We start from the raw sequence: 26,727 nt of genomic DNA, 5'->3' as shown, positions 1-26,727 counted from the left end.
CGGGCCCCCTCTTCGGTTTCGGCCTACCCACAGCCGCATGGCACATGGTTCGTCCAGGGCGACGATCGGATTCGCGCGCGATCCAGCTGCTGCGGCGCAGGTCGGGTCGCCAGTCGGGCTCCGGCGTGCGATCTGGTGGGAAGGACCGCATACTGCGGATTACACAGACTTCCGGAGGGTTGTGCCCGGCAGGTCAAGCGGCGATGTTGAGCGTGCTCACCTGACCGTTCCCCTGCACGGAAAGGGTAGGCACGATGTCCCCTGCCTTCCTCAGACGGCTGCGGCATACCGCCACCGCGGTGCTCGGCGTCGGTGTCCTGGTGCTCGCCACCCCGACCACCGCCGGAGCCGCTACCGCACCCCCGCCGACACCACCGGACATCCCGGTGGCCGACGTCCAGGAGCATCTGCGGCAGCTGCAAGTCATCGCCGACAACAACGGCGGCAACCGCGCGCACGGCCGTCCGGGCTTCAAGGCGTCCCTGGACTACATCAAGGGCCAGCTGGACGCCGCCGGTTTCCAAACCGCGATCCAGCGGTTCACCGTCAACGGTACCACTGGCTACAACCTGCTCGCCGACTGGTCCGGCGGAGACCCGAACAACGTGTTGATGGTCGGTGCCCACCTGGACGGTGTCCGTGCTGGACCGGGTATCAACGACAACGGTTCCGGATCGGCCGCCATTCTGGAGGTCGCCCGCACCATCGGTCGCCAGAACGTCAAGCCCACCAAGCATCTCCGGTTCGCCTGGTGGGGGGCCGAGGAGTTGGGACTGCGCGGCTCCCGCCACTACGTCAACAGCCTCACCCGCACCGAAAGGTCGAAGATCAAGGCGTACCTGAACTTCGACATGGTGGGCTCGCCCAACGCGGGCTACTTCCTCTACGACGGCGACAACTCCGACGGGGTCGGAGCCGGACCCGGACCGGCCGGATCGGATCGGCTGGAACGGATCCTGGAGGACTACTTCCGCTCGATCAACGTTCCCACCGAGGGCACGGACTTCGACGGCCGGTCCGACTACGGTCCGTTCATCGCGGTCGGTATCGCGGCGGGGGGTACGTTCACCGGGGCGGAGAAGCGCAAGAGCACCGCACAGGCCCAGAAATGGGGCGGGCGGGCCGGCGTCGCGTTCGACCCGTGCTACCACTCCTCGTGCGACACGATGCGCAACATCGATGTCACCGCGCTCGACCGCAACGCCGACGCCATCGCGCACGCGGTGTGGACGATCGCGATGGCCCAGCCCGGCAAGCGTTTCCAGAACGACGAGGCGGTCGCGATTCCCGACCGGGCCACCGTGACCAGTTCCATCACGGTCAGTGGAGTGCCCGGGAACGCACCGGCCGAGCTTCCCGTGAGCGTCAACATCCAGCACACGTTCCGGGGTGACCTGGTCATCGATCTGCTTGCTCCCAGCGGCAAGGCATACCGGTTGAAGAACGACAACCCGAACGACGCCGCGAATGACGTGGTGGCCACCTACTGGGTCAACGCGTCGAGCGAGGTTGCCAACGGGACCTGGACGTTGCGGGTTCGCGACACCGCGGCCAACGACACCGGCCGTCTCAACTCCTGGAGCCTGGAGTTCTGACCAGCAGCTTGGTGCGGGTGGTGCCGTGCCGCCCGCACCGCGGTCGTTGCTCACGAATGCAACCGTAGTCCGAACGGGGCTAGCCGCTTCGTTACTCGTCAAGTGATCCTCGGACGTGCCGCCGGGTGAGGAGGGAGTTGATGGGCATTGCCCAGCACGGCACGTCGTCGGTTGTCGAGCCAGCGCGGGCCAGAACGCTGGCACAGGTACGGGACCGCGAGCTGGCCCAGGCACTGCGCACCGGCCCGTTCCCGGTGGCGCTGCGGGCGGCGATCAAACACCGTGGGTTGGGGCTGGAACGCATCCAACACCGCCTGCGCCAGCACGGTGTCCAGGTCAGCCTGACCACGCTGAGCTACTGGCAGCGTGGGCGGAGCCGCCCCGAGCGTGCGGAGTCGATGCGCGCGGTGCGGGTCCTGGAACGGGTGCTCGGCCTGCCGCCGGACTCGCTGATCAGCCTGCTCGGGCCGCCGCGGCCGCGGGGCCGCTGGGTGTCGGCCGCGGGCACACTGGGGGTGGACCAGCTCTGGGACGACCACGCGCGGCTGGCCGACCTGCTGGCCGCGGTCGACATCGAGTGCTACGAGCGCACCAGGGCGGTCAGCGTGCGCGACCAGTTCTTCGTCGGGCCGGACGGGGCCGAGCGCAGGTCGGTGGTGACGCAGGCGATCCGGGCCGAGGCCGACCGGGTGGACCGTTGCCTGGCCATCTACCACTCGGACTCCCCGGCGCAGTCGCTTCCGGCCGGGATCGACGTGCGGTACGGCCGGCTCGGTCGCGTGCGCACCGACGTCGCCTCGGGCTACTGCGTGCTGGAGATCGTCCTGGACCGGGTGCTGGACACCGGCGACGTCGCGATCCTGGAATACGAGCTGCACTTCCCCGGCGGCGCCGAGCGGGTCCGCTGCTACGACCGCCGGCTGCGCGGCGTGGCCAACGAGTACATCCTGCAGGTCCACTTCGATTCGGCCCGGCTTCCGGTGCGCTGCCACCGGTACCGGCAGCGCCACATCGGTGCGCCCCAAGAGGACGTCAGTCCACTGTGGATCGGAACCTCGCACACCGCGCACATCGTGCTGCCGGAGGCACCGCCGGGTGTGCACGGAATCTGTTGGGAGTGGGAGTGAGACCGCGGTGAAGCCCGGCTTGTGCCGGCTGGCGAGGGCGCGTACTCCGGCCGGATCCGTTGCTCGACGGCCGGAGCACGCGCCCTCGGGGGAGCACCGGTACGGGTTCTGCCCCTCACCCGCACCGGCGTGGCGCCCCGTCACGCGCCGCGTGCGGGTTTACGCGCAGGACGGGGCGACCGGTTCGTTCGTGCCGGTGTCGACGAAGGCGTCCGAAATCCACTTTCCGTCAGGCAACCTGTCCCAGATGTCGCTCTTGTTGTTCCAGGGCCCGGTGAGCTCCTCACCGCGGGCCGTGCAGGCGATCTCCACCACAGTGCCGTCGCGCAGGGCACCCACCTTGTCGTAGGACGTGCCGGGTCCGGACCGCAGGTTCACCCAGCCACCGTCGTTGCGGACCGTACCTGTTGCGGTGGTGTTACCCGGGCCGTAGTTGCGGAGCGAGCCGTTGCTGGCCGGGAAGTTGACCCGACGGCCCTCGTGCACGGCGTAGCCGGAGTAGGGGCGCGACCCCTCGTAGAACGTCCAGCCACCAATGGTCTTGCCATGCACGCCTACGGCCCGGTCTCCCTGCCACAGCGTGAAATGGACGTGCGCACCGCTGGAGCGGCCGCCGCAGGGCAGCTCGTTGCCGGTCTGTCCCAGGAACTCACCCGCGGCGACGTGGGCACCGTTGCCCTTGGAGGTCTGGTAGCGGGTGTGGTAGTACCCGGTGGTCCAGCCGTTGTCGTGGTAAACCTTGAGGAAGTGCCACCGGGTGCCCCGGGTGCAGAACCGGTAGATCTTGCCGGCACGGGCGGCGAGCACGCGGCTGTCCCCGCCGTGGAAGTCGATCGCGTTGTACGGCCGCGAGGATCCGGAGTCGCCGTGCACGCCGGCCGATCCCCAGGAGTCACCCAGCTTCCACGGCAGCGACAGGCCGAGGGGGGCGTCCATCGGTGCGGGGTCGGCGGTCTTGGCGAGCACGGGCCGCTCGGGATCGGGCACGACGGCGTCCGGTGCCTGTCGGACCAGGGAGGCGAACTCCTGGCTGCCCTCCAGGGCCACCCGCCAGGTGCCGTTCTCGCGGTGGCCGAGGAACAGCATGGCCCTGGGGGAGCCGTCGACGTCGCTGGGCAGCCGCACCACGCTGCCACCGAAGACCCAGGACCGGTCCGCGGTCGCGCGCTGGCCCTCCACCAGCACGTCCTGGGCGGACGGGGTGAACCCGAGCTCGGCGCTCATGGTGGTGGCCCCGGCCAGCATCTGGCCGGTCACGGCGGCGGCGAGGTCGGGGTCGACGTCGGTGGGCTGGATCGGATCGGGGGCGGCGCTGTTCTCGGCCACGGCCGTCGCCCCGCCGAGCACGCCGGTGGAGGCGCCGACCAACGCCATCGCGACCAGCGTCACCGAGCCACGGCGGAACGCGCGTGGCAACACGTTGTTTCTCATCGGTACTCCATGCAGGGTGCAGGGGTGAGCCGGATATCCGGCCCCGGCGGACGCTAGAACCGGGGAGTGCGGTCGGAAAACACCGCAAAGCCGCCAATGGCCCACACCGTGGAAAACGGACTTCACCGCCGCACCGACAGCGGCGTTTCGCCTGGTACTGGAGCTGATCGACGAGGTGGGACCGGGACAATTCTGTTCAAAACGATGTCCTGGGTGATCGCCGGTCGTCTCACCCGGTGAAACAACTCCGTGCCAGTATTGATGCTGTCGTTTCCACCATTCCGGACCGCTGCCGGTACCCGCTCGGACGGCGGTGGACGCTGCGCCGTCCGAACCACATCGTTGGTTGATCAACCAACTCCGCCACCGGCCCGACATCGGACGTTCCCACGAATCTATTCCGTAACACGGAAGAGATATTCCAACTCCAGAATGACGGTGGTTCACTCCCGGCACCCGCGGCTCCGGCCGGCGACCCACGTCCTCGCACCACGGGAGGTCTCACTTGACGGACACCAGGGACGAGGCAGACCGGCGACCCGCACCGCACCCGGTGGACGAGATCCTGCCGCCAGGCCGCACGATCACGCTGGGCCTGCAGCACATCCTGACGATGTACGCCGGGGTGGTGGCGCCCCCGCTGATCGTGGGTGCCGCCGCCGGCCTTCCCGGCCCCGAACTCGCCTACCTGGTCAACGCGGCCCTGGTGATGGCCGGTGCGGCCACCCTGCTGCAGACGCTGGGCGTGTGGAAGTTCGGCATCCGCATGCCGTTCGTCAACGGGCCGACGTTCGCCGCGGTGACCCCGATGGTGCTCGTGGTGCACAGCGGCGGCGGGTTACCCGCGGTATTCGGCGCCGCCCTGGTCTCGTCGCTGGTCGGGCTGGCCGTCGCCGGGCACTTCAGCCGCCTGGTCCGGTTCTTCCCGCCGCTGGTCACCGGCACCGTGATCACCCTGATCGGGCTGTCCATCCTGAAGGTGGGGGTCGAGTGGAGCGCGGGCGGGGCCGGGTCCGCGAACTTCGCCACGCCCACCAACCTCGCGCTCGCGTTCGGCGTGCTCGGGTTCATCGTGCTGGTGCAACGCTTCGCCCGGGGTTTCCTCGGCAGCATCGCGGTTCTGTTGGGACTCGTTGTCGGTACCGTGGTCGCGGTGCCGCTCGGGTTGACCGACTTCTCCGCGGTGGGCCGGGTCGACCCGGTGGGCATCACCACGCCGTTCCACTTCGGCATGCCGCGTTTCGAGCTGGCCGCCATCGTCGCGATGCTCATCGTCCAGCTGGTCACGCTGGCCGAGTGCACCGCCGACGCCCTGGCCATCGGCGAGGTGGTGGGACGGCGGGTCGGCCCGCGGGAACTGGCCCGCGCGCTGCGTGCCGACACCGCGGCCTCCACGGTCTCCAGCATCTTCAACGCATTCCCCTGCAGTGCCTTCGCGCAGAACATCGGGCTGGTCCAGCTGACCGGGGTACGCAGTCGCTTTGTCGTGGCCGCCGGCGGCGGTGTGCTCGTGTTGCTCGGCCTGTTCCCGCCGCTGGGCGCACTGGTGGCCGCGATTCCGCCGCCCGTGCTGGGTGGCGCGGGGATCGCGTTGTTCGGTGCGGTTGCGGCGAGCGGCATCCGCACGCTGGGCCCGGCGCTGTCCCGCAACCCGCACGATCTGGTCGTCGTGGCGGTGGCGCTTGGTGTGGGGATGATTCCCCTTGCCGTTCCGGGATTCTGGGCGCACATGCCGGAGGCGTTGCGCACCGTGCTGGATTCGGGAATCGCGGTGGGAACGGTGGTTGCGGTCGCGTTGAACGTGCTGTTCAACGGCAGATCGGCCGCCGCCGCGCCGGGTGACCCACGATCACCCGGAGATGTGATCCAGGACACATTTCCGTAAGCCGCTCGGGACTCCGGTCGTCTGCTCGGGGACGGGCGATGAACCGTCACCCGGCACCGCCGGCGCAGCCCACCCCCTGTGCGTCGGCGGTGCTGCCCCCGGCCCGCGGGCCGGCATTTTCCGACGGATGTGGACCCGGGTCGCGGTACCGCCATCCGGATCACACGGCTCCGGGATGGAGATCACCCGAGCGGTGGTCGGGTGCGGGACCGACGGCTGGCTACCGTCTGCGCCGGGTGCCCCGGAACCGGGGCGCCGGACCGGTGGCCACGGGCCCGCGCGAGGGAGAAGTCTGGTGCAGTCGCCGAGCAGCAGAGACCGAATGTCCTCCCGCCCACCCGAGCCCACGCCCACGCGTCGCGGAGGCCACCGTGCGGGTGCCTGAGTTCCAGCATCTCCGGCCGATGACCCCGGAGGAGGCCGACGACTGGAACAAGCGCATGGCGCCGCTGCGTGCCCGCCGGGTCCGGGTCCGGCTGCACGAGGAGTGGCGCCGCAGAACCGAACGCGGGAACCGCAACCCGCCCAACAACGAGCAGGAAGACCGCCGCTGACCGGCCCGTGACCGAGTTCGGTCCCCGGACCGACAGGGACAGAAGCCGAATCAAAATCGGAATTCGCTTGTCCCACGACGGAAGTCGCCGGGCGACAGCATGGTTCGAGTCGCGCAGGCGAGCCGCAGCCGGGCGGGGCCGCGGGAAACAGGCGCCCCGCCACGGTGGTCCGTGGCGGGTCGATGTTCGTGTTCGGGTGTTGTTACTTGGTCAGCAGATCCGTCGGCACGGGCTGGTCGTTCGCCAGTGCCTCGAACAGCCGGCTCGCCTTGGCGCGGTCCCAGTTGACGACCGAGCCCACCGGACCCTGGTTACCCATGCTCCCGATGGGCACCGTCGTGGTCACCAGGTCACCACTCATCGCCCATCCCATGAGGGCGAGGTTGTGCAGGTGGTCGCCGTCGTCGACGGTCAACGCGTCGGGGGCGCTGGCCATCAGCGGGATACTCCGGAACGGGTTGAAGATCGTACCGGCGCTGCCGGCCTTCGCCATCAGCGCCGACAGCAACTCCCGCTGCCGCTCGACCCGGTCCAGGTCGGCGCGAGGCGTGGCCCGGGTACGCACGTAACCCAGTGCCTGGGCACCGTTGAGCTTTTGGCATCCCGGCTGCAGGTTCAGGCCCGCCTTCGGGTCGTTGATCGCCTCCTTCGGGCACATCTCGACGCCGCCAACGGCGTCCACCATGTCCCGGAAACCGCCGAAACCGATCTCGGCGTAGTGGTCGATCCGCAGCCCGGTGACGTTCTCGACGGTCTGCACCAACAGCTTCGGCCCGCCGAAGGCGTACGAGGCGTTGAGCTTGTTGCGGTCGTTGCCCGGGATCGGCACGAAGGAGTCCCGCGGCAGGCTGACCAGGGTGGCGGGGCCGCTGCCGGACGGGATGTGCAGCAACATCATCGTGTCGGTGCGGCGCCCCTCGGCATCCCCGGTGGCCAGCTTGGCACGATCCGCCGCGCTCAACCCCTCCCGGCTGTCCGAGCCGACCAACAGCCAGTTGGTGCCCTTGCCCGCCGCAGGCCGGTTGGCGTCATCACCCAGCGCCGAGACCCGTTGCAGTGAGGTGTCCAGGTAGATCCAGCCGCCGACAAGGGCGACGAGGAGCACCAGGAACAGGACGCCGATCACCCGGCCGACGCGTCGCTTGCGGCGCGGCCGGTAAGGGCCGCGCGACTGGTTCTGGTACGTCTGGTAACTACTTGCCGCCATAGTCCGCCGTCCCGCTGTCCGACTGAAGAACGTCCCGCCCGCGGCACGCGTCGGACGGTGCGGCGAAATCTACTCACAGCGCCACGTTCGACACGTCGCGGCCCCGTCGCGGGCCGTGTTCGGCCGACGCCCCGCCGTGGCGGAACGTGGCACCGCGGTTCACGATACGCACGTCGGGCAGTGGCGGAGCTCACCCGTTCCGCGGGCTGTTATGGCTGGTAGTCGAATCGTCCCCGGTCCAGGACGACATCGCTGCCGGCGCGGGAGGTCTGGAACAGCGCCGACCCGTCACTCCTCCGCCAGGCCGAGACGACCAGTTCGTCGCCTGGCCACACCGGACGGCTGAACCGGCCGAACATCGCGTGCACCCGTGTGGGGTCGCCCCCGCACAGCTCCCCCACCAGGAGCCGGCAGGTGATGCCGTAGGTGCACAACCCATGCAGGATCGGTCGCTCGAACCCGCCCAGCGCGGCGAAGCGGGGATCGGAGTGCAGCGGATTGCGGTCCCCGGTCAACCGGTAGAGCAACGCCTGGTTCGGTGCGGTACGAAAACGTAGGACCGCATCGGGGTCGCCGGCCGGCGGTTCCCAGGGGGTGCTTTCGCCGCGGGGACCGCCAAACCCGCCAGCCCCGCGCAGGAACACCGAGGATCGCGTCGTCAGCAAGGGCTCGCCATCCTCGGTCACGCCCTCGGTGCGGACCACCACGAGCGCGCCCTTGCCCTTGTCGAACACGTCGGTGATCTGGCGCCGCAGGCTCATCCGGCCGGCCACCGGCAACGGGCGGTGCAGCACCAGCTCCTGTTCGGCGTGCACCAGTGTGGTGAGGTCGACGTCTCCAAGGTGGATCGTCTGCGGGCCGCCGAACTGCGCGAGCACGATGCCCAGCGTGGGCAGGGCGCGTTGCTCGACGTCAGCGCTGTTCTCGGTCGTCAGCGACAGCTCGGACAGCGGCTGATCCTGCCCCGCGCCCACCGCGACCGCGTACAACAACGCGTCGTCGGCGCTCCAGCTGCGCTCCCATGGGCCCTCGGCCTGCCCCACCAGGTTCGGGTCCAAGCCCACCGGTCCGCTCCCTTCAGCCCAACACGCCGCTGACCGAGGCATACCCGCGCAGCAGGTTCCTCGCGATGGTGCGGCGTTGGATCTCGTCGGTGCCCTCGTAGATTCGCAGCAGCCGCAGCTCGCGGTACCACCGCTCGACCGGCAGCTCCCGCGTGTAGCCCATGCCGCCGTGGATCTGCAGCACGCGGTCCACGATCTCGTTGGCCTTGACGCCGCCGTAGAGCTTGGCCATGGACTGCGCGTGCCGGGAGTCGAGTCCACTGTCGACCTGCCAGGCGGCGTGCAGCACCAGCCATCGCAATGCCTCGATCTCCACCGCGGAGTCGGCGATCATCCACTGGATCGCCTGCCGGTCGGCGATGGGCGTACCGAAGGTGTGCCGCGTCCTGGCGTGCTCCATGGCCATTTCCACGAGGCGCTCACACGCCCCGAGCGCACGGGCCGGCAGCAGGTAACGCCCACGCCCGATCCAGCGCATCGCCAACGCGAACCCACCGCCGACCTCGCCGAGGACGTTGCGGGCGGGCACCCGCACTCCGTCGAACACCAGCGAGGCCGGCCCCCACTCCCCCATCGTCGCGATGAGCTCGGACTTCCACCCGAGGTCACGGTCGACCAGGAAGCAAGTGACTCCGCCGTCGGCTCCCTTCGCCCGGTCGGTGACCGCGAAGACCATCGCGAAGTCGGCCTCGTTGCCGTTGGTGATGAAGGTCTTTTCGCCGTCGATCACCCACTCGTCGCCGTCGCGGCGGGCGGTGGTGCGGATGGCCTTGGCGTCCGAGCCCGCGCCGGGTTCGGTGAGCGCGAAGCAGGAGACGCGCTCCCCGGCGATGGTCGGGAGCAGGTAGCGCTGTTCCTGGTCCTCGTTGCAGGCGAACAGGATGTTGTCGGCCGCCCCACCGAACGAGAAGGGGACGAAGGTGCGCCCCAGCTCGATCTCCACCAGGGCGGTGAGCACCGCGCCCAGTCCCATGCCGCCGTATTCGGAGGGGGTCTGCAGGCCCCAGAATCCGGCCTCCCGGGCGGTCTGCCGCAGTGCGCGCAGTTCCTCCGGCCGCAGGCCACGCTCGCCGCGGCGCTCCCGGCGCAGCACCTCCGGCTCCAGCGGCACCAGCTCGCGCCGCACGAAGGTGCGGACCCAGTCCCGCAGGTCCCGCTCGGTGTCCGACAACGCGAAGTCCACGTCCGCCTCCTAGCCGAGCGAGCGGCCGCCGTCGACGTAGAGCACCTGCCCGGTGACGAACGAGGCGGCCTCGCTGGTGAGGTAACAGATCGCGGCGGCGATGTCGGCCGGTTGGCCGACGCGGCGCACCGGGGTGATCTCGGCGGCCGCCTTCTGGAAGTCGGCGAACTCGACGCCGACGCGGGCCGCGGTCGCCGCTGTCATGTCGGTGACGACGAAGCCGGGCCCGACCGCGTTCACGGTGATCCCGAACGGCCCGAGCTCGATGGCCAGGCTCCGGGTGAAGCCCTGCAGGCCGGCCTTGGCCGTGGAGTAGTTGGCCTGCCCGCGGTTGCCGAGCGCGGAGATGCTGGACAGGTTGACAATCCGGCCCCACCTCTGCTCCACCATCCGGCGCTGGGCCACCTGGCTGCACAGGAAGGCGCCCCGCAGGTGCACGCCGATGACCGTGTCCCAGTCGTCGTCGGTCATCTTGTACAGCAGGTTGTCCCGGATCACGCCGGCGTTGTTGACCAGGATGCCGACCGGCCCCAGCTCGGCGTCGACCCGCGCGAACGCCGCCTCGACCGTGTCCCGCCGGGTGACGTCGCAGCCGACGGCCACGGCCCGGCCGCCGTCCCGCCCGATCTGCTCCACGGTGTCGGTGGCGGCCTGCTCGTCGAGGTCGACGACGGCGACGGCGGCGCCCCGGGCGGCGAGGGCCCGCGCGGCGGCGGCACCGATGCCGCGCCCCGCACCCGTGACCACCGCGACCCGGTCCTGGCGTTCCTCGAACATGCCCAACCCTCACTTAAACTAACGAGGTTAGTTTTGCGTACCCTAGGCCGCCCCTGGGCCGGCCACAAGACCCGGCGGCACGGCGATGCCGGCCCGGCCGGCGACCCCGGTTCCGTCCGGTTCCGGCCGCTTCCGGCCGGGCGCCGGCAACCGGGGCCGGGCCGCCCGGACCCACCTGGAGGAGGCGCCGGTGCCCCGACCCAGCACCCCCCGGCTGTCGCCGGAGCACATCCGCCGCGCCGCGCTGGAGATCATCGACGGCGAGGGGCTGGCCGCGCTGTCCATGCGCCGGCTCGCCACCGCGCTGGGGGTGCGGGCGGCGTCGCTCTACAACCACGTGCCGAGCAAGGAGAAGCTGCTCGACGAGGTGGCCAACGACATCGTGGCCGGGGTGGACGCGGCCGCGCTCGAGGCCGCCGACTGGCGGGAGGCGGTCGTGGCCTGGGCCCGCTCCTACCGCGCGGCGCTGGCCGCGCACCCCAACATCGTCCCGTTCCTGGCCCGGGAGCCGGTGGAGCGGGAGGCGTCGCTGCGGCTGGCCGACGCGGTGCACGGCCGGCTGGTCGGGGCGGGGTGGCCGCCGCGGCAAGCCACCATGATCGGCGCCGCCGTGCGTTACCTTGTGCTGGGTGCGGCGTTGGGATCGTTCGCCCGCGGCTTCGTCGACGACGCCGGGGTCTACGCGGAGCGCTTCCCGAACCTTCGCCAGGCTCACCTGCTGCGGGCGCACGCCGACGAGATCGACCACGCCAGCTTCGAACTCGCGTTGCGCGCCCTGGTGGACGGGTTCGCCGCGCATCACCCGCGGACGGGTGGCTGACGAGGTCGAGGGAGGACACGTGCGTGCGCCGGGCGGCGAGTTGGAGGCCGCGGTCATGGAGCAGCTCTGGGCTGCGGACGGAGCACTGACCGTCCGCCAGGTGTGGACGCGCCTGACCGCCGCCCGCCCCCTGGCCTACACCACCGTCCTCACCGTGCTGCACAACCTGTTCAAGAAGGGCCTGGTGCGGCGGGAGGTGGTCGGCCGAGCCCACGCCTACCAGGCGGTGGCCTCCCGGGAGGAGCACACCGCGGAGCTGATGGCCCAGGCACTGGCGGGCAGCGCCAACCGGCCGGCGGCGTTCCTGCAGTTCGTGGACCGGATCTCGGCGGAGGACCTGGACGCCCTGCGCGCGGCGTTGCGGCAGGCCGAGCGGCGGCAGAGCCAGCCGTGACCTGGCTCGCGCTCGGCGGGACGGGCGGGGCGGTCGCACTCGGTGTGGTCGCCCCCGTGGTGCTGCTGCGGCTGCGCGCGTTGCGGGCGGCGCCACGGTTGGGCCTGGCCACGTGGCTGGGCACCGCGCTCGCGGTGGTCACCGTGTTGCTCGCGGTGGGGCCGCTCGCGTTGCTCGCCGACCAGGTTCCGGGTGATCCGCACAGCCTGCGCGAGCGATTCCTGCACTGCGAGCACGTGTTGGGGAGCGCACCGTTGAGCGCCGGTATCCCGGTTGCGATCTCCGCGATCGTGGGTGCCCGCCTGGTCGTGGTCGGCTGGTCGACCATCCGGCGCACCAGGTCGTCGGCACGGCGTCACCGCATGGCCAGCGAGCTGGTCTGCACGCCGGACGAGACGACCGGCGCGCTGGTCCTGGAGCACCCCTCGCCGATCGGCTACTGCCTGCCCGGCCGCCCGCGCCGCGTCGTGTTGAGCAGCGGGGCACTGCGCGCGCTGGACGACGAGGAGCTGGCGGCGGTACTGACCCACGAGCACGCGCATCTCGACGGTCGACACCACCAGCTCGTCCTGCTGGCGACGGTGCTGGCCACGGCCGTGCCGGTGCTGCCGCTGTTGCGTGCCGGCCGCATCCAGGTGGGGCTGCTGGTGGAGCGTGCCGCGGACGAGAGTGCCGGGCGGCGGCACGGCCGGCGGGTGGTGGCGAGCGCGTTGCTGCGGATGGCCGAGTCACGGATTCCGGAGCCGATCCCGAGCCCGGCCCCCAGCCTGGGGGCGACCGAAAGCAACCTGCGGGAGCGGATGGTGTTCCTGCTGCGGCCTTCCTCGCGGCCGGCGACCGCGGCTTCGGTGCTGGTTGCCTCGGTGACCGGGCTGGTGATCGCGCCCCTGGTGGTCGGCTCGGGCCTGGTCGGCACGATCCTGGTGGCCTGCCACGTGTTGGTCCGGGCCTGACCACGCGGCCCGCGGCACGGCCGGATATCCGGCAGGGGAAGGACATTGGGAAGACACGGAGTGACGCCGCAACGGGTGCGGCCCCGATTCTGTTGAGACGCGTGGGAAGTGGTCGCTCCGGTCTCTCGGGCACGCCAGCCACGAACACATCTCGGAAAAGGGCCGGTGGCGGGACCGCTCGACCTGGGGGTCATCGAGCCGCCCCGCCACCGGGCACGTCCGCGCCGGGCGTGAGGGGGAAACCGCCGGGTGTCGTCGCGGACGAGGGCTACTATGCAGGCTAGTAGTTGAGATTGCAACCCCTGGCGCGATCTTCCCTCTGCCGTGTTGCCCCCGAAACCGTTCTCCGTCACCGATCGAACGCGTTCGGTAGAGCAACGCGACGAACGGTTGTCGCGCGAACCGGTCACCCGCGGCCATCACCGACGCGGGCACCCCCGGCACACCGACCCGGTTCCCGGCTGCCGGGAATCCCCTTCCGACCAGGAAAACCGGCTTCGCCCGTTGCCGCCGGCCGGACGCGATCGCCGATCGTGCCAAGGCAACGCGGCCAACCGCGCAGCCGGTGGGACGTGCGGAAACCGTACCCAACCGGTGCCGTGATCCGCAGTCCCTCGACAGAGCGGAGACAGTTCCCACGACCGAGTTGTCGTCGAACAACGAACGACTCCGCCTTCCGTCAGACGCTCCGCAGCGGTTCCATTACCGGCAGTGGTTGATCACCCGGCAGTTGGTAGGTACCGGGTGAACCACACCTAAGCTCGGCAGGGGAACGGAAGGGGGACCCGTGCGACCGCTGGCGGCCGACGATCCGCGACGCATCGGCGCCTATCGCCTACTCGGCCGGCTCGGTCGGGGCGCGATGGGCGCGGTGTACCTCGGTCGGTCCCCGGGCGGCCGTCCGGTCGCGGTGAAGGTGGTGCGGGGCGAGCTGGCCGAGGACCCCACGTTCCGCGAGCGGTTCCGCCGCGAGGTGGCCAGCGCCCGCGCCGTGGGCGGGTTCTGGACGGCGGTGGTGGTGGACGCCGACACCGAGGCGGAACGCCCGTGGCTGGCCACCGAGTACGTCGCCGGCCCGAACCTGCACGAGGCGGTGACCCGGCACGGCCCGCTACCGGAGCCCGCGGTGCGCATGCTCACCGCCGGGCTGGCCGAGGCGTTGTCGGCGATCCACGCCGCCGGGCTGGTGCACCGGGACCTCAAGCCGGGCAACGTGTTGCTCGGCGTGGACGGGCCGCGGGTCATCGACTTCGGGATCTCCCGGGCGATGGAGGGCGCGAGCCTGACCATGACCGGCGTGTTCTTCGGCACGCCCGGTTTCTTTTCCCCCGAACAGACCACCGGCGAGGAGATCGGCCCGGCCAGCGACGTGTTCTCGCTGGCCGCGGTGCTCGTGTTCGCCGCGACCGGATCGAGTCCGTTCGGCGAGGGCCACACCACGGCCCTGCTGTACCGGGTGGTGCACACCGATCCCGACCTGAGCCGGCTCTCGCCCGGGCTGCGGGAGCTGCTCGGACCGTGCCTGGCCAAGGACCCGGTCGCGCGCCCCACCCCGGCACAGTTGCTCGCCGCCGTGGGCGACGTGGGTACCGCGGCGCGGGAGCCCACCCAATGGTTGCCGGAGCAGGTGACGTCACTGATCGCCGAGCGCACCGAACTGCTGTGGGCGGAACCGGCCATGCCGGCCGGGACCCGGGTGGCCACGGCGGCCGCTCCCGCGCCCGCCGATCCACAACCTCCGGCAGCCCAGGCACCCCGACCGCCCGCGGAGCGGCCGCTGCCACCGCCGCCCGCCCAGAAACCGCCGACCCGACTGCTGACCAAGGTTGCCGAGGAGCCGACTCCACCGGCGGCCCCGGCGCCACCGCCGTTACCGGTCGCCGCGGCACAGGCGGTGGGAAAGGCGGTGGGAAGGGCCAGGGCCAAGGCGACCGCCCGGACCGCGGCCCGCAACGCGGCCGCCACCGCCGCGCGGCGGCTCGACCAGGCGCTGGCCGAGGGCACCCGGTTCTCCGGCACCCGCGGCGGGTCGGTGTTCTTCGGTGTACTGGGCCTGGTTCTCGCCGTGACCTTCGCGGTCGCGGTGCGCAATGGGGCACTGAGCACGGGGACGCCCTACGGGGACGTGTTCGAGGTACTCGTCGTCATCGGCGCCACCTACTTCGCGCTCAGCGGGGTGGTCTCGTTGATGCGCGCCAGCAGCTCACCGGTGGAGCTGGTGCTCAGCCCGCTCGGCCTCACCGTGCTGCGCGGTCGCCGCCGGCGCCACCTGGACTGGCACCAGGTGACCGGGTTGCGGATCGTGGGCCGGGGCCGCAAGCGGTGGCTGGTGGCGTGGCTGGCCGACGGGGTGCCGCCACCCGGGCCGCTGGGCAGCCACCGGTTCCCGGAGTACCGCGGCGGGATCTGCCTGTACCCCCTGGGGCAGAAGCGCAACCGGCGGGAGGTTCGCCGGCAGGCCAGGGAGTTGCACGAGGCGCTGCGCTGGTACGCACGCGGCAGCTACGACGGGAGCGGCAGCAAGCTCTAGCGTCCTCGGGCGCGTTCACCACTGCCGCATCAGGCGATCTGGAGTACACAGGGGGTTGTGGACCCCGTGCGTGCGCTCCGGCTGATCGCGTTCCACCTGGAGCGGACCGGGGCGCCCGGCTACCGGGTCCGGGCGTTCCGGCGGGCCGCCGAGATCGCCACCGCGACGGGCCCGGACGAGCTGCGGCGCCGGGCCGAGGCCGGGACCCTGACCCAGCTGGAGTCGATCGGCCCCACCACCGCCGGGGTGATCGCGGAGGCGTTGGCCGGGCGGGATCCGGCCTACCTGGTGGAGCTCACCGAGCGGGACGCACCCGAGCTGGTGGGTGGCCACGAGCTGCGGTCGGCGTTGCGCGGCGACTGCCACACCCACTCCGACTGGTCCGACGGCGGGAGCCCGATCGAGGAGATGGCCACCGCCGCGGCCGCCCTGGGGCACGAATGGATCGCGCTGACCGACCACTCCCCGCGGCTCACCGTCGCCAATGGACTGTCCGCCGCGAGGCTGCGTCGGCAGCTGGATGTGGTCGCCGAAGTGAACGAACGCATCGCGCCGTTCCGGGTGTTGCGCGGGATCGAGGTGGACATCCTGGCCGATGGTCGGCTGGACCAGGACGAGGAGTTGCTCGCCCAACTGGATGTCGTGGTGGCCAGCGTGCATTCCCTGCTCCGCATGCCCGAGCGGGAGATGACGGAGCGCCTGCTGGCCGCGGTGGCCAATCCGCACGTGGATGTCCTGGGGCACTGTACGGGCCGCATCGTGGTCGGCCGCGGCCGTCCGGAGTCGCAGTTCGACGCCAAGGAGGTTTTCACGGCGTGCGCCGAGTACGGTGTCGCGGTCGAGATCAACTCGCGGCCGGAACGACTCGATCCGCCGCGCCGCCTACTCCGGCTGGCGGTCGACCTCGGCTGCGACTTCGCCATTGACAGTGACGCGCACGCACCCGGCCAGCTCGCCTGGCTCGGCTACGGATGCCAACGCGCCGAGGAGTGCGGTGTCACTTCCGACCGTGTCATCAACACCCGTGGCGCCAACGATCTCCTCACCCGGTCGCGACGATGAGGAGGTCGGTTTCCCCGACCGCTCGGGGTTTTCGTTGAATCCACTGTGGAGAGTTGCGTGTCAGCGGCTGGGGTCGGTGGGGCAGGTGTCGAGCATGTCGCGCAGTGCTTGCTTCTCCTCCTCGGTGACGAAGAGTCCGTAGGTGGACTTCACCTTCACCCAGTCCGTCGCGTACGTGCACCAGTAGGAGCGGGCCGGCGGTTTCCACTGCGACGGGTCCTGGTCACCCTTGGCCCGGTTGCTCTTCGCGGAGACCGCCACGAGCTGCGGGATGGTCAGGTCGTTGGCGAACTGGGTGCGCTTCTCGTCGTCCCACCTGTCGGCACCGGTGCGCCAGGCGTTGGCCAGCGGCACGATGTGGTCGATGTCGAGGTCACCGGCCTTGTCGAAGGTCTCGCCGTCATAGGCGCTGACCCAGCTGCCGGACACGGCCTTGCAGGCCCGGTCGGTCCGCACGTCCTTGCCTTCCCGCTTCAGCACGGTTTCCCGGGTGTCGCAGTTCTCGCCGTGCGAGGTCCAGTGCTTGAACCGCTCCCGGGAGTAACCGGCCATGGAGTGGTGCCTACCGACAGCGAGCCTGTCCAGCTCGGCCATGGCCTCGCCGGCATTCGGGGCGGTGGTGGAGCCCTGGCTGCCGCCGAGCCCGATCTCGTCGAGCCAGTCTCCACCCCATGCCGCCACGGTCACCACCACGACCAGCAGCAGGATGCTCAGCACGATCTGTCGTTGCTTGACAGCCACCGGTACTCCCCGATCGACGATCACTCCAATGGGCGATCATCGCGCGGGGGGCCGGTGCCATGGCAGATCCGCGCGGGCGGTGTCCGTCACGTCTTTGACGACCCTGCGCAGCAGGTGGACCGACGTTCCGGGGATGGCGTAGGACGACCCGGTTCCCGACGGACCCGCCGATCCCGCAGTCCGGTGCGAAACACCCGCACCCGTCGGCTCCCACGAACTCCCCGCGCCGTCCGGAACGGCGATCGTCGTGGGAGCCCCCGATCCGGTGCCTTGATCAGGGCGAACCAGTGAGCAGTCCGCGGTCGTAAGCCAGCGCCACCGCCTCCGTCCGGCTGCTGGCCCCGAGCTTCGCCATGACCCGGGAGAGGTGGACGCTGACGGTCTTCTCCGAGATGAACAGCTCCCCGCCGATCTGCCGGTTGGTGCGTCCGAGCGCCACCAGGCGGAGCACGGCGCGTTCCCTCGGGGTCAGCGGGTCCAGCGCCTCCCTGGGCCCGATGGGGTTGCCGATCGCGCCGTTGCCACCGGCGAGGTTGATGCGGGCCCGGCGGGCCAGTCCCCGCACCGCGTCGCCGAGTGGGACGGCCCGCAGGTGTTCGGCGGCGGTGTGCGCCAGCCGGAGCTGCTCCTGGGCGGTGTCCCGATCCCCCGCCGCCAGCAGGGCCCTCGCCCACCGCCAGCGGGCGAGGGCCTCGTGGTAACGGTGGAACCCGGCGAACAGCTCGACCGTCCGCGCCCACGCCACCGCGTCGTCCGCCCCCGCCAACCGGGCCGTCTCCGCCTCGGCCCGGGCCAGCCAGGCGTGGCCCTCCGGCCCGAGCACCCCGGTGCGCGGCCGCACCGTCCGCACGATCTCCCGGGCCTGCTCGAGCGACGCCTCGCCGGCGACGACCGCCGCCTGTTCCCCCGCGGTGTCGCGGCGCCGCCGGGCCCGTGCCGCGAGGTCGGCGTGCGCGGCGACCCCGAGCGCGGCGAGCCGGATCAGGCTCAGCTCCATGCCATCCGATTCCCGCAGCAGCTCGATCGCGTCCGTGACGTGCCCGACGGCGTCCTTGGGCCGGTCCCGCCACAACGCCATCTCCGCACCACTCGCGCCGTGAATGAGCGCCACGTGCAGGTCCCGGGTGCGGGCCGGGCGAAGCTTGCGCAACAGCTCCGCGGCCGGACCGAACTCTCCGCGTGCCACCAACACCTGAAGGAGATGCGCCAGCAGCCGCACGGACACCACATCGGGCACGAGCGCTTCACCTGACCGCGTGAGGGCGACGCTGTCCTCCCACTCACCGGCGGCGAACAACGCCGTCATGAGCAACCCGTGAAGCTCGAGTCCGTAGTTGCTCCAGGACATCCCGGTGTCCTCGGCGCGCCGCACCGCTTCCCGCAGGAGCCGGATCGCCGCATCAACGTTGCCCTGCTCGTACCGGTTGGCGGCCAGCTGGAACCAGGCCCGCATCTCGGCGACGAAAGCATGCGCCGCGGCGGCCCGGTCGCGGGCGCCGGCCAGCCGGACGCAGGCCGCCTCCAGATCGCCTTGGCGCTGGTCCAGCAGGGCCAACGAAGTCAACGCATCCGCGGCCGCACCGGCCGCGCCCACCTGCTCCGCGTCCGCCAGGGCACTCTCGGCCCAACCCCGCGCCGCGCGGTCCTCCCCCTTGATGACGTCAACCCGGACCTTCACCGCCAGCACCCACGCCCGGCTGGCACTGGCTGACTTCGCACGCACCAGTGCCCATGCCTGCCCGATTTCCCGCTCCGCCTCGGCGAAACGGCCATCGACGGTGAGCAGTTCCTGGGCCGCCCGGCGCCGCAGGTCGGCGGCCTGCTCGGGATCGGAGTCCTCGTCGACCATCTCCACCGCCGCACGCACGAACGCCAAAGCGCGCTCTGGTTGGCCGGAAACGCCGGCATAGTAAGCGGCTTTTCGGAGCAGCTCGACCTCCTGCACACCCGCACACGCCGCCGGGTCGGCTACCGCCGACCACAGGTCCAACGCCTGTTCCAGGTGTCGCAACGCCTCGGCGGGCGCACGAGCCGACGCGGCATCACCGGCCGCCCGCACCGACGCGGTGAGCGCCGTCGGCAGGTCGTGGCTTTCTATGCTGTGGTATGCCAGTTCGGCCGCAGCGCCTCGCACTCCCTGCTCGTTCGCCAGAAGCCGAGCGTAGGCGGCATGGATACGCACCCGTTCCCCGGGCAGAAGGTCGGCGTAGACGGCTTCTTGGAGAAGGGCGTGCCGGAACCGGTAGAACTCCGCGCCATCACCGGCAACCAGCACGTGATGCGTGACCGCCTCACGCAACGCCTCCTCCAGTGCTGCATCCTCCAGCTCGCACACCGCGCGGAGCTTCGCGTGTTTCACGCGCCGCCCGGCGACGGAAGCCAGTCGCACGACGCGCTGCGCGAGCGACGGCAGCCGCTCGATCCGGTTGAGCAGCACGTCGGAAAGCGTGGCGGGCAGGTCGCGGCCCACCGCATGTGTGGCGACCAATTCCTCGGCGAAGAAGGGAATCCCCTCCGAACGCCGGGCGATCTCGCGCACGTCGTTCTCGTCCAACGTGTCCGCGGACAACGCGCGGACGAAGTCCTCCGCCGCATCCGGACCGAGCGGGGCCAGGTCGAGCCGTTCCACGGTGGGCAGCCGGAGCACCTCGGCGAGCAGGGGCCGCAGCGGGTGCTTGCGGTGCAGGTCGTCGCTGCGGTAGGTGGCGACCACCAGTAACCGCTGGTGGTGCAGGCGGGAGAGCAGGAATGACAACAGGTGGCGGGTGGAGGCGTCCGCCCAGTGCAGGTCCTCCAGGGCCAGCACGACGCACCGCCGCGCGGAAAGTTCGGTCAGCAACCCCCGTACCGCGTCGAAGAGCTGGAGCTGGCCGAGGTCCTCGTCGGGCCGGGCGGGTGGCGGATCCGTCGGGTGGTCGCCGGCCAGGACGTCGGGCAGCAGTCGGGCCAGCGCCGGCCGGGTGCGTACCTGGGCCAGCTGCGCCACGGGCACCCGGCCGAGCGCGTCGGCGAAGGGCAGGTACGGCAGCCCGGTCTCGCCCGCGTCGACGCAGCGGCCGGCCAGCACCTGCGCCCCGCCGGCGGTGGCGAGCTCGGTCAGCTCGGTGAGCAGCCGGGACTTACCGATTCCCGCGTCACCCGCAATGAGCACGGCGCCAGCCAGGCCGCCGCGGGCGCGGTCCAGTGCCGAGCGCAGCACGCCCAGCTCGCGACCGCGCCCGACCAGCGGAATTCCGGACCCCAGCCGTGCCACCTCGTGATGCTCGCACACCGTCAGGCGGGGCACGGCTGGGACACCAGTGCCAGCTCGGGTCCCAGTTCCGGGTCCTCGTCCTCGGAGTCCCCGCCGGGCCGGGGCTGGTCCCACCACCGCGGCGGGCGGTGCAGGTTCGCCGAAGCAGCCACGGCAGCCATCATCTCCCTGCGATAGGCCACCTCGGCACGCACACCGTCGAACGTCCAGTCGAACATCTCGCTCCCTTCCGTTCTGGCAGGAACGAGAGTCGTACTCAGCGGTGGCCCCGCACATCGGGCAGTCACGTTGCCCGCACGACGCCGCCCCTTACCCGGAAGCGGGTAAGGGGCGGGACGACGGACGTAAGGGATCGGGTCAGGCAGCGGCCGCCTCGCGCTGGCGCGCCTCCTTGACGACCTTGCGCTCGGCCACGAAGGACACGAACGGGATCGTGCCGGCGATCAGCAGAAGAATCGTGCGCCCCATCGGCCACTTGCTCTTCATCGCCAGATCGAAGGTGAACAACAGGTAGATGGCGTAGAGGGCGCCGTGGACCGGTCCGATGATCTGCACCAGCCTCGGGTCGTCGCCAAGGTACTTCATCGGCATCGCCACCAGCACGAGGGCCAGCAGGCCCACGCCGACCACGTAGGCGGCGATCCGGAACCGGGTCAGGGCACCAGGGTTCATCTCGACGTATGCCTTCCACGCAAGCCGCTCGGCGGTCCTTGTGTTGTCGCGTGCGGAACGCCCACAGTAAACCGGCCGCCACAAGCGAAACAGACAAAGGCGGTCCCGCTCATCGTTGTTCCCGTTCCGCTCGGGCATTCAGTTCGGCGAGGTAGCGGTTGTACGCCGCCAACTCGTCGTCGGGTTCCTCATCCCGCGGCGGCGCGGGACGCGCCGGGCGCCGAACCCGTACCGCGCCACCGGCGCTGGCCGCCGACACCGTGGGCGCCGACCCCGTGGCCGGCTCCGCACCATCCGGCTCTTCACCGTCCAACTGGCGCAGCTCCAGCCGCATCAGCCGCACCCACATGAACACGAAGAACGCGGCGAAGGTCGGCCACTGCAGGGCGTAACCGTAGTTCTGGAGCGTCCCGCCGGCGGAGCGGGCCCGCTCCCACTGCCACCACCCGAGGGCCAGGCAGGTCACCACCGCGACCACGAGCAGGGCGTGCATCGCCAGCCACCTGGGGGTGAGCAGCTCGCGTCGCACGTCACGACGCTAGCACCGGGCCCGCTTCGCCCGACCTCCGACCCGTAGCTGTCCTACATGTGATCCACGACGGCCCCGTGGTTCCCGCACCGGGTAGGTCACGCCGGTCGCAGGCCGGCGAGCAGGAACGTGGCGATCTCCTCGCCGAGCTGCCGGGGCGACTTGGGCCCCTCCGGCCGGTACCACTGCGGCAGCTGGTTGATCACGCCGAAGGCGATCAGGGTGACCGTCTCGGCCGGCACCGCGGTGGCGAACTCGCCGGCGGCCTGGCCGCGCTCCACCACCGCACGGAACGCCTCGTGGTAGCGGCGCCGGTCGGCACGGATGGCGGCCATCCGGTCCGCGCCGAGTTTGTGCATCTCCCGGCCGAAGACGGCGGCCTCGTCCACCCGGGCCGCGGTGGTCTCCACCAGATCGAGAACCATCGCGCGCAACGTGTCCGCGGGCTCGTCCCCCGCGCCGAGGATGCGCTCGAGGCTGGCGAGCTGGATCGCGATCAGCGAGTGGTAAATCTCGTAGAGCAGGTCGTCCTTGGACTCGAAGTAGTGGTAGAGCGCGCCCTTGGTCACCTGTGCGGCGTCCACGACCTGCTGCACGGTGGTGCCGTCGAAGCCCTGCTCGGCGAACAGCCGGACCGCTGCCCGGATGATGCGCTCCTCCACCGGCGTCAGGACACCGGCCGCCCGGCGGCTCCGGGCCGCTGCGGCACGCGCCATGGCTCCTCCATCAGGCACTGCGACTCCAACCCCACGGGCCCGCGCCTGCCGGCGCGACGCACCCGGCGGCGTCAATGGCCCGACGCCACGCCCGGCACCGCCCGGGGTGCCGCCCTCCCCGACCATCATCGGCCTGCCAATTCTCCGCCAGTGGCAGGGTGCCACGTCGACGGCGCGCCGTCCGGAGAGAGCGCCCGCACCGCGTGGAACTGGTCGGTGTCGGCGGGCACGATCATGACAACCGGAGTGTCCACTCCGGACTCCGCGTACTCCCGCACGCGTCGCCGACAGGACACCGGGTCGCCGTGGACCAGCAGGTCGTCCACGACCTCCTCCGGGACGGCGGCCGCGGCGCCGTGGCGGTCACCGGCCGCCCACCGCTCCCACATCTCCCGCAGCGCCTTCCCCCGGCCGAGCCAGCGATGGAACTCGGCGTAGGCGGGGACGGTGAGGTAGCTGGTGATCAGGTGGCGGCCGACGGTCCGGGCGAGATCGGCGTTCTCGGTGGGGCACACGAAAACCCGAGCCACCAGCTCCGGGCCGTCCCCCAACGCCGCCCGCACCTTGGGGACGTCGGCGGCGGAGAGCCAGTTGGTGATCGCGCCGTCGGCCTCCCGCGCGGCGAGCCGCAACATGCCCGGGCGCAGCGCCGCGAGCACGATCCGCGGCGGCGTGGCAGGGACACGTTCCAACCGGAACCGACGGACGGCGAACGTCTCGTACTGCTCGTCGACCTTCGTCCCGGCGAACGTGGCGCGCAGGAAACGCAGGGCGTCCCGGACGCGTTGGAAGGGACGGTCGAACGGCACCGCGTTCCAGTTGGTCACGATGACCGGTGACGAGGCACCGATACCCAGGACGAACCGGCCGGGCGCCAGCTCGGCGAGGGTCGCCGCGCTCATCGCGAGCAGGCCCGGCCCACGGGTCTGGGCGGGCACGATCGCGGTGCCCAGGCGCAGCCGCGGTTCCCACTCCGCGGCGAGCGCGAGCGGGGTGAACGCGTCGGTCCCCGCGGTCTCGGCGGTCCACACGTCGGTCCAGCCCAGCGCGGGCAGCTCCCGCACCAGGTCCCGGTGGTCGGCGAGCGGGACGCCGACGAGGGGCAGGGTGAGGCCCCACCGCGGTTCGGTCATCGACACCACCTCCGCCCGCACGGTACCGACCAGTCGGTATGCCGTCGAGAGATGTCCCCCCGGAACCGTGCTACACCTGGGCCAACGAGGTACCGGCCGGGTGGCCATCCCGGGCCCGGCAGCGGGTGGCCGTTACTCCGGCCGAGTGGATCCGAGGGTCGGATCGACGGTAACGAACGGATATCGCTCGGCAGGGTCTAGCGCGAAGAGTATGCGTCCCAATACGGTGCGAAACCGTTCCGTGATCATCGGCGGTGATGGGAGGAGCGGATGGTCGGGGACTCCGAGATCAACCAGATCATCCGAGAGTGGACCGCGGAGCGGTCCGGGGACCCGGAGCTCCGCGAGGTGGACCAGATCCGGACCGCGTGGCTGGCGGAGGCACCGCCGACCCCACCGCGGATCCCCGCCCAGCGCCGGACGGGCGGGCTGACCGCGGTCGAGCCGGCCCACCCCGCCTTCGTGGCGGCGATGGCCCGCCGGCTGCCGGACGCTCCGGCGGAGCTGCTGGCCGCCGCCGCGCGGTGGTGGCAGATGGTGGGTGAGGTGGCCGAGGCCGAACAGTGGTGGGATGCCGGGGTGAGCCCGCTGGACCAGCGAGCGCTGGACTGGCGGGTGGCCGGGCTCAAGCCGTCCGACCTGGCCCGGCGGTTGGGTCCGTTGACGGTTCTGGAGCACCTGCGCCGGGGCAGCGCGCCGGCCTGGTGCGTGGCCCGGTTGCAGCGGCAGCGCCGTGACGGTGCCGCCTGACCGGCGTTGCGAGTCCGGGGGCCGTGCCGGCCCCCGCGGGTGCCCGGCCGGCCCGCGTCGCGCCCCCCGCCACGCGGGCCGGCCCGCCCGCCGACACCGGCGTGCCCGTGGTCCCGGTGGTCATGCCTGAGCCACCCGGCGGAACCACGCCGACGCTGCTCCGCGCCGTGTTCACCGGCCGGCTGCGGAGGTGGCGCTACCCCGCCCCGGAGTGGGCGCGGCAGAGCGCGCAGATGGTGGACCACGTGGTGGACCTGATCGTGGCCCGGATGGACGAGCTGTCCGTGGAACAGCGCGCGGAGATGTCCGAGCACCTGGTGGCGATGGTCCGACGGGCGCAGCTCTACCACGACTACGGCAAGGGCCGGATCAGCCGGCGCGAGTACACGCGCCGGCTCCGTGCGTTGGACTGATCGGCCGCACGGTGCAGCGCCCGCACACCGCAACCTCGCCCGGATGCGGACCGAAACCGTCGGCTTGCGCCCTGACCGCTGGCCGCGGTTGTTACCCTCCTCCGGTGTTGGGTTGCTCGGCTCCGGGCTTCGCTGCGCACCTTGTCGCTACGTGGCGATGCTCGCTTCGCCCGTCGCCTCGCGGTGTTTGACCGTTGCGTGTCCTGGTGGTGGCCGTCCTGACGAGGCGGCCCCGCTGACGCGCATGACGACGACCTGCCCGACGGCCGCCTCGGTGGAGGCGGCCGTCGTCGTGTCCGGACGGTCCGCCGACCGGCGCCGGCTGTCCCACCCCTGCCTCCCCAGCGGGAGGCACCGGGGACCACGCCACCCCGGCACCCGGTCGGCCGGGTGCGGTGTGCCCCGCAGCACCGCCGTGGGGCCGACTCGCCCCCTGCGAGGAGGAGTAACGACATGACAGGCGAGGCCCCCGCTCCCGCCACGGTCGAGGCCCGGTCCACCGGGCTGCGGCGTGCCCTGTCGGGCCGGCAGGTCGGCATGATCGCCATCGGCGGGGCGATCGGCACCGGGCTGTTCCTCGGCTCCGGGCTGGCGATCTCGCTGGCCGGGCCGGCGGTGATCGTGGCATACGTGGTCGCGGCACTGGCGGCGCTCGCGTTGGCCTACACGCTGGCCGAGATGACGGTGGTGCACCCGGAGGCGGGTGGGTTCGGCGCGATCGCGCAGCGGTACCTGGGGGCCGGGGCCGGGTTCGTGCAGCGGTGGATCTACTGGACCGCGCAGGTGGTCAACATCGGTAGCGAGGTGGTCGCCGCAGGCCTGTACGTGAGGTTCTGGTACCCGCAGCTTCCGCTGTGGGTGCCGGTCATCGCGTTCTCCGTGATCATGCTCGTGGTGAACGCGGTCTCGGTCCGCTTCTTCGGCGAGTTCGAGTACTGGTTCGCGATGATCAAGGTGAGCGCGATCGTCGTGTTCCTCGTGCTGGGGGTGCTCTACATCGTCGTCGGCCTGCCCGGCCGGCCGGCGGTGGGGCTGGATGCATTGACCGAGCACGGCGGGTTCGCCCCGAACGGGATCGGCGGCGTGTGGCTGGCGCTGACCGTCGTCACCTTCAGCTACCTGGGTACCGAGGCGGTGGCGGTGACGGCGGCCGAGTCGCGCAACCCGGTCCGGGACCTGCCTCGAGCGGCCCGGCGGATGGTGTTGCGACTGGCCCTGTTCTACGTGCTGGGCATGGCCGTGGTGGTGTCGATCGTGCCGTGGCAGGACGCGGCCGAGGCGTCCGGCGTGCAGTCCAGCCCGTTCGTCACGTTGTTCGAGGCCGCCGGGGTCCCGGCGGCGGCCGGGGTGATGAACTTCGTGATCCTCACCGCCGCGTTGTCGGCGATGAACACCAACCTTTACGTGACAGCGCGGATGGGTCACTCCCTGGCCGTCGACGGCTACGCTCCACGGTGGATGGCACGGGTCAACCAGCGGGGTGTGCCGCGCAACGCGCTTGCGTTGTCGGCGACCGGCCTGGTGCTGGCGGCGGTGATCTCCGCGACGGCGCCGCAGGAGGCGTTCGCGATGATGCTGGGGATCGCCTTGTTCGGCGCCCTGGTCACGTGGTTGCTGATCTTCGCCACGCATGCCGCGTTCCGCCGCAAGCGGTCCGCCGCGGGGCTGCCGGCCTCCCCGATCCGGATGCCGGGGGCTCCAGTGACCACCGCGCTGGCGGCGTTGTTCGTGGCGGCCGTGCTGGTGACGACCGCCTTCACCGACCACTTCAACACCGCGTGGAAGGCGGGCCTGCCCTACCTGGCCCTGGTTGTTCTCGCCTACCTCGCGATCCGCAGGTACCGACGCAACGCGGCCGAGCGGCCCACAGAAGCACTGGAGCGGTAGTCGCCTCAGGTCCGCATTCGTTGGCAGGTAAAGGTTTTGGCTGACCGCTGC

At 71.3% G+C, this 26,727-nt stretch carries 24 protein-coding genes; 12 read left to right on the top strand and 12 right to left on the bottom strand.

Translation table 11 applies throughout. The features are described from left to right. Positions 1-254 precede the first annotated feature (254 nt). Entirely contained in the window at positions 255-1,595 is a 1,341-nt protein-coding gene (locus IEY55_RS10490) for a M20/M25/M40 family metallo-hydrolase (protein WP_189056516.1), read from the top strand. A gap of 140 nt (positions 1,596-1,735) precedes the next feature. Further along, entirely contained in the window at positions 1,736-2,722 is a 987-nt protein-coding gene (locus tag IEY55_RS10485; RefSeq protein ID WP_189056514.1) for a helix-turn-helix transcriptional regulator, read from the top strand. A 159-nt stretch (positions 2,723-2,881) separates the two neighbouring features. Here the strand turns inward: IEY55_RS10485 and IEY55_RS10480 are convergent, their stop codons facing one another. Beyond that, positions 2,882-4,153 (bottom strand): M23 family metallopeptidase, encoded by a 1,272-nt coding sequence (locus IEY55_RS10480; protein WP_229686244.1) that lies wholly within the window; start codon positions 4,151-4,153, stop codon positions 2,882-2,884. Between the two features lie 505 nt (positions 4,154-4,658). Here IEY55_RS10480 and IEY55_RS10475 point away from each other — a divergent pair. Continuing rightward, positions 4,659-6,038, top strand: a complete 1,380-nt coding sequence (locus IEY55_RS10475; RefSeq protein ID WP_229686243.1) for a nucleobase:cation symporter-2 family protein — start codon at positions 4,659-4,661, stop codon at positions 6,036-6,038. Between the two features lie 371 nt (positions 6,039-6,409). Next, on the top strand, positions 6,410-6,592 hold the full coding sequence (locus IEY55_RS10470; RefSeq protein ID WP_189056512.1) for a hypothetical protein: 183 nt from the start codon (positions 6,410-6,412) through the stop codon (positions 6,590-6,592). A 202-nt stretch (positions 6,593-6,794) separates the two neighbouring features. On the opposite strand, the gene IEY55_RS10465 is transcribed toward IEY55_RS10470, so the two are convergent. The 4 genes from IEY55_RS10465 to fabG form a co-directional block, all read right to left on the bottom strand. Then, positions 6,795-7,799, bottom strand: coding sequence for an LCP family protein (locus IEY55_RS10465; RefSeq protein ID WP_189056510.1), 1,005 nt, complete (start codon positions 7,797-7,799; stop codon positions 6,795-6,797). A gap of 209 nt (positions 7,800-8,008) precedes the next feature. After that, positions 8,009-8,863, bottom strand: a complete 855-nt coding sequence (locus tag IEY55_RS10460) for a MaoC/PaaZ C-terminal domain-containing protein (RefSeq protein ID WP_189056508.1) — start codon at positions 8,861-8,863, stop codon at positions 8,009-8,011. Between the two features lie 13 nt (positions 8,864-8,876). Further along, positions 8,877-10,046 carry an acyl-CoA dehydrogenase family protein gene (locus IEY55_RS10455; protein ID WP_189056506.1) on the bottom strand — a complete coding sequence of 390 codons (1,170 nt, stop codon included), beginning with the start codon at positions 10,044-10,046 and terminating at the stop codon, positions 8,877-8,879. A gap of 9 nt (positions 10,047-10,055) precedes the next feature. Beyond that, entirely contained in the window at positions 10,056-10,823 is a 768-nt protein-coding gene (gene fabG, locus IEY55_RS10450) for a 3-oxoacyl-ACP reductase FabG (protein WP_189056504.1), read from the bottom strand. A gap of 190 nt (positions 10,824-11,013) precedes the next feature. Here fabG and IEY55_RS10445 point away from each other — a divergent pair, with 190 nt between their 5' ends. From IEY55_RS10445 to IEY55_RS10425, 5 genes are all read left to right on the top strand, one after another. After that, positions 11,014-11,643 carry a TetR/AcrR family transcriptional regulator gene (locus tag IEY55_RS10445; protein WP_189056502.1) on the top strand — a complete coding sequence of 210 codons (630 nt, stop codon included), beginning with the start codon at positions 11,014-11,016 and terminating at the stop codon, positions 11,641-11,643. A 19-nt stretch (positions 11,644-11,662) separates the two neighbouring features. Further along, positions 11,663-12,037, top strand: coding sequence for a BlaI/MecI/CopY family transcriptional regulator (locus tag IEY55_RS10440; RefSeq protein ID WP_268239296.1), 375 nt, complete (start codon positions 11,663-11,665; stop codon positions 12,035-12,037). Further along, positions 12,034-12,990 (top strand): M56 family metallopeptidase, encoded by a 957-nt coding sequence (locus IEY55_RS10435; RefSeq protein WP_189056500.1) that lies wholly within the window; start codon positions 12,034-12,036, stop codon positions 12,988-12,990. The genes IEY55_RS10440 and IEY55_RS10435 overlap by 4 nt, the downstream gene beginning before the upstream one ends. Before the next feature lie 787 nt (positions 12,991-13,777). Then, positions 13,778-15,520: a serine/threonine-protein kinase gene (locus tag IEY55_RS10430; protein ID WP_189056498.1), complete on the top strand. Its 1,743-nt coding sequence runs from the start codon at positions 13,778-13,780 to the stop codon at positions 15,518-15,520. A 57-nt stretch (positions 15,521-15,577) separates the two neighbouring features. Beyond that, entirely contained in the window at positions 15,578-16,582 is a 1,005-nt protein-coding gene (locus IEY55_RS10425; protein ID WP_189056496.1) for a PHP domain-containing protein, read from the top strand. Positions 16,583-16,642: 60 nt separating this feature from the next. Here IEY55_RS10425 and IEY55_RS10420 read toward each other — a convergent pair whose 3' ends face one another. The 7 genes from IEY55_RS10420 to IEY55_RS10395 form a co-directional block, all read right to left on the bottom strand. Beyond that, positions 16,643-17,323, bottom strand: coding sequence for an HNH endonuclease family protein (locus IEY55_RS10420; protein ID WP_229686242.1), 681 nt, complete (start codon positions 17,321-17,323; stop codon positions 16,643-16,645). A gap of 274 nt (positions 17,324-17,597) precedes the next feature. Continuing rightward, positions 17,598-20,576 carry a helix-turn-helix transcriptional regulator gene (locus IEY55_RS10415; protein WP_229686241.1) on the bottom strand — a complete coding sequence of 993 codons (2,979 nt, stop codon included), beginning with the start codon at positions 20,574-20,576 and terminating at the stop codon, positions 17,598-17,600. Between the two features lie 20 nt (positions 20,577-20,596). Beyond that, a complete protein-coding gene (locus tag IEY55_RS31990) occupies positions 20,597-20,794 on the bottom strand; it encodes a hypothetical protein (protein WP_229686240.1) in 198 nt (65 codons plus the stop codon). Between the two features lie 139 nt (positions 20,795-20,933). After that, positions 20,934-21,248 (bottom strand): DUF3817 domain-containing protein, encoded by a 315-nt coding sequence (locus IEY55_RS10410; protein ID WP_189056492.1) that lies wholly within the window; start codon positions 21,246-21,248, stop codon positions 20,934-20,936. A 109-nt stretch (positions 21,249-21,357) separates the two neighbouring features. Next, on the bottom strand, positions 21,358-21,777 hold the full coding sequence (locus IEY55_RS10405; RefSeq protein WP_189056490.1) for a hypothetical protein: 420 nt from the start codon (positions 21,775-21,777) through the stop codon (positions 21,358-21,360). 98 nt (positions 21,778-21,875) lie between these two features. Then, positions 21,876-22,493, bottom strand: coding sequence for a TetR/AcrR family transcriptional regulator (locus tag IEY55_RS10400; protein ID WP_189056488.1), 618 nt, complete (start codon positions 22,491-22,493; stop codon positions 21,876-21,878). Positions 22,494-22,618: 125 nt separating this feature from the next. Beyond that, a complete protein-coding gene (locus tag IEY55_RS10395; protein ID WP_189056486.1) occupies positions 22,619-23,626 on the bottom strand; it encodes an LLM class F420-dependent oxidoreductase in 1,008 nt (335 codons plus the stop codon). A 270-nt stretch (positions 23,627-23,896) separates the two neighbouring features. Between IEY55_RS10395 and IEY55_RS10390 the strand changes: the two genes are divergently transcribed. From IEY55_RS10390 to IEY55_RS10380, 3 genes are all read left to right on the top strand, one after another. Continuing rightward, positions 23,897-24,376: a helix-turn-helix transcriptional regulator gene (locus IEY55_RS10390; RefSeq protein ID WP_189056484.1), complete on the top strand. Its 480-nt coding sequence runs from the start codon at positions 23,897-23,899 to the stop codon at positions 24,374-24,376. A gap of 122 nt (positions 24,377-24,498) precedes the next feature. Next, positions 24,499-24,789 carry a hypothetical protein gene (locus IEY55_RS10385; RefSeq protein WP_189056482.1) on the top strand — a complete coding sequence of 97 codons (291 nt, stop codon included), beginning with the start codon at positions 24,499-24,501 and terminating at the stop codon, positions 24,787-24,789. A 453-nt stretch (positions 24,790-25,242) separates the two neighbouring features. Next, positions 25,243-26,676 (top strand): amino acid permease, encoded by a 1,434-nt coding sequence (locus tag IEY55_RS10380; RefSeq protein WP_189056480.1) that lies wholly within the window; start codon positions 25,243-25,245, stop codon positions 26,674-26,676. The last annotated feature ends 51 nt before the right edge of the window (positions 26,677-26,727 follow it).

It is taken from the genome of Longimycelium tulufanense, from assembly GCF_014645795.1.
Taxonomy (GTDB): Bacteria; Actinomycetota; Actinomycetes; order Mycobacteriales; family Pseudonocardiaceae; genus Longimycelium; species Longimycelium tulufanense.
Note: the sequence above shows the minus strand (reverse complement) of the source record. Positions and strands in the feature narration are given on the sequence as shown.

What these genes read in the sequence shown, in the direction of transcription:
- IEY55_RS10400 (WP_189056488.1), bottom strand. Translation starts at nt 22,493, where the DNA reads ATGGCGCGTGCCGCAGCGGCCCGGAGCCGCCGGGCGGCCGGTGTCCTG.
- IEY55_RS10465 (WP_189056510.1), bottom strand. Translation starts at nt 7,799, where the DNA reads ATGGCGGCAAGTAGTTACCAGACGTACCAGAACCAGTCGCGCGGCCCT.
- IEY55_RS10385 (WP_189056482.1), top strand. Translation starts at nt 24,499, where the DNA reads ATGCCTGAGCCACCCGGCGGAACCACGCCGACGCTGCTCCGCGCCGTG.
- IEY55_RS10410 (WP_189056492.1), bottom strand. Translation starts at nt 21,248, where the DNA reads ATGAACCCTGGTGCCCTGACCCGGTTCCGGATCGCCGCCTACGTGGTC.
- IEY55_RS10390 (WP_189056484.1), top strand. Translation starts at nt 23,897, where the DNA reads ATGGTCGGGGACTCCGAGATCAACCAGATCATCCGAGAGTGGACCGCG.
- IEY55_RS10485 (WP_189056514.1), top strand. Translation starts at nt 1,736, where the DNA reads ATGGGCATTGCCCAGCACGGCACGTCGTCGGTTGTCGAGCCAGCGCGG.
- IEY55_RS10395 (WP_189056486.1), bottom strand. Translation starts at nt 23,626, where the DNA reads ATGACCGAACCGCGGTGGGGCCTCACCCTGCCCCTCGTCGGCGTCCCG.
- IEY55_RS31990 (WP_229686240.1), bottom strand. Translation starts at nt 20,794, where the DNA reads ATGTTCGACTGGACGTTCGACGGTGTGCGTGCCGAGGTGGCCTATCGC.
- IEY55_RS10380 (WP_189056480.1), top strand. Translation starts at nt 25,243, where the DNA reads ATGACAGGCGAGGCCCCCGCTCCCGCCACGGTCGAGGCCCGGTCCACC.
- fabG (WP_189056504.1), bottom strand. Translation starts at nt 10,823, where the DNA reads ATGTTCGAGGAACGCCAGGACCGGGTCGCGGTGGTCACGGGTGCGGGG.
- IEY55_RS10490 (WP_189056516.1), top strand. Translation starts at nt 255, where the DNA reads ATGTCCCCTGCCTTCCTCAGACGGCTGCGGCATACCGCCACCGCGGTG.
- IEY55_RS10480 (WP_229686244.1), bottom strand. Translation starts at nt 4,153, where the DNA reads ATGAGAAACAACGTGTTGCCACGCGCGTTCCGCCGTGGCTCGGTGACG.